This is a genomic window from Kaistella pullorum, from assembly GCF_014837035.1.
In the GTDB taxonomy this organism is placed as follows: Bacteria; Bacteroidota; Bacteroidia; order Flavobacteriales; family Weeksellaceae; genus Kaistella; species Kaistella rhinocerotis.
On record NZ_JACSPS010000017.1, the window covers coordinates 1 to 2,126 of the forward strand.

4 protein-coding genes are annotated in these 2,126 nt (G+C 35.2%); 1 reads left to right on the forward strand and 3 read right to left on the reverse strand.

From position 1 onward, the window contains the following. Positions 1 to 230: 230 nt before the first annotated feature. Positions 231 to 539, reverse strand: a complete 309-nt coding sequence (locus tag H9628_RS11820; RefSeq protein WP_251834346.1) for a hypothetical protein — start codon at positions 537 to 539, stop codon at positions 231 to 233. Between the two features lie 5 nt (positions 540 to 544). On the opposite strand from H9628_RS11820, the gene H9628_RS11825 reads away from it, so the two are divergent. Beyond that, positions 545 to 937 (forward strand): hypothetical protein, encoded by a 393-nt coding sequence (locus H9628_RS11825; RefSeq protein WP_251834347.1) that lies wholly within the window; start codon positions 545 to 547, stop codon positions 935 to 937. 70 nt (positions 938 to 1,007) lie between these two features. On the opposite strand, the gene H9628_RS11830 is transcribed toward H9628_RS11825, so the two are convergent. Then, positions 1,008 to 1,409, reverse strand: coding sequence for a hypothetical protein (locus H9628_RS11830; protein WP_041252471.1), 402 nt, complete (start codon positions 1,407 to 1,409; stop codon positions 1,008 to 1,010). Positions 1,410 to 1,595: 186 nt separating this feature from the next. Continuing rightward, complete coding sequence (locus H9628_RS11835) at positions 1,596 to 2,006, reverse strand: hypothetical protein (RefSeq protein ID WP_251834348.1); 411 nt, start codon at positions 2,004 to 2,006, stop codon at positions 1,596 to 1,598. Between the last annotated feature and the right edge of the window lie 120 nt (positions 2,007 to 2,126).

Genomic DNA, 2,126 nt, shown 5'->3' on the forward strand with positions numbered 1-2,126 from the left:
TGACGCAAGAAATTAATGCTAGTAAAATTAATGGTATAAAAAATATACATTTGATTTTCATAGAATGTCGTACAACGGTTTCGGCTAGGCTCGCGTTGCGGCCTGGTTAGCTGAGTATTTTCTGCAAGTTAAAATTTTAAATGGAAGGGAAGTGTTCCGGCTTGCAAAAATGCAGCAATGGAGCTTAGCCATTGTTACCAGATGGCGCTATTCGCGATCAGTTCTCAAAGTCACTTAATATATCGCCATTCTAGTTTCTGCTGTAGAATTTCTTCAGCGTATTTTTTTGCTTCCAATAAACTTGTTGAAGTATGCCAAGGTGATGAGTTTCGAAAATCAAACTCGGACTCATTATTCAGCAATACATATTGCTCCTCATTTTCATTAAGTTCTGGAGTTTCATCTTCATTATGAAAACCTTCATCTTGATCAGAGAAAAAATCATAATTAAGTTTGAAAATCTGAACTTTCATTGGCTTTGAATTGTCATATAACCAATCTGCTTCACACATTTTTTCAGCTTTCTTTTCTTTTTCCATGATGATTGTTTCAAGGTTCCAAACTTCCGGTCGATGGGCGCTTTCTGGTAACGTCCGGCGTATATGGAGGGTTGCGGCTGCTGCCCCAGATCTCCGTACAAAATCCGGACTTTAAACTTAGCGAAAATTCTGATACAAAAGCAGACTTCCGCAATCCGCCATATACGATGTTACCGCCCGTACGCGCGAGGAACATAATACCGGGGCGACTTAGTGATCACGAAATGCCGGAACCCGTTGTCCTGCTCTCGGAAAAAGCCCGGATTTCCAATGCTGAATTAATTACAAAAACGGATCTTGGACCGGCGGAAGGTAGTATGGGCGGTAACGTTTGGGTATTTCTGTTGGCGGGGATTATTATAACTGGTGTTTGTAAATATAACAAAAAGAACAACTAGCGAAAATCTCTATGATGTAAACTTCAACGCCGCTAATAGAAATAGCTTGTTACCTGCAGTTTTTTTTGATTTAGTTGAACATTAGTGTTGTCAAAAAAGGTAATATTAATGTCAGAATCGTAAAAAATGCATCACCTATATGTAGTTTCCGATATTCTCCTTGTTCCCAACTGGATTGCATATAACCTGTCATAAGCGGTTCATTTCCATAGATTCTTAAAAATATTTGTCTTAGAATCAAATAATAAATCATAAAAAGTAGAGGAAAAAAAGTCCACTCTGCAGCATTCCCATTTTTCATTTTTAATGATTCTCTATCCAAATTAAAAAATCCAAACATTGCAATGAAAATTGTAAGAATTAATAAAACCAAGTATGTTGGGGTATTTTTCAGTTTTTTATAAAAAAGCCATAAAGTAATATGAGTAATTCCGCCAAGATATATATAGAGTAATTGATTGTCTAAATTCATCTTTTAATATTTAACGGTCATTTTTTAAAATTGCAGGTAACGTTTCGCGTGTAACCGACAGTCGCGGATTGAAGCGAACTGAGTTCTCTCTGCCGAAGATAAATATTATTCGTGAACTAATGATTTCCTGTTACCGAAATTTCCGCGATTGCGGTTAAACGCTGTTAGCGGTTCGGTTTTATTTAGTTATCTTCTCAATTCCATTATTTCACGAAATACATTTTTATTTTTCGGAACAAATATGAATTCAGAACCGAAATTCATTTTCGAGTTTAGTTTTACATTAATAATTTTTCCGAGTCTGCTTTGTTCGTCTACTTCTACAATTTCTGTAACAGGAATTTCAACGATTTCATTTCTGTATTCAACAATAATTTTTTTGTTTTCTTTATCAAGGAAAACATTTTTTAAAGGAAATAAAAATTTTCTGATTGTATAGATCATCCCATTTAATACAAGTGCAACTATTATTAAGGCAATCCAATTTTTTTCTATAATTGTTGAGTAAAGAATAAATGATCCTACAAATATCATCCAAATGGGAATAATATATTTTCTTATAAAAGTTAATTTTGAGTGTAGTTGTATTTTCTCCATTTTAGTTTAACTTTCTTTCGGTTCTCCGTCGCTCAAAACTGACCGCTAACGTCCGGCGTATATGGAGGGTTGCGGCTGCTGCCCCAGATCTCCGTACAAAATCCGGACTTTAAACTTAGC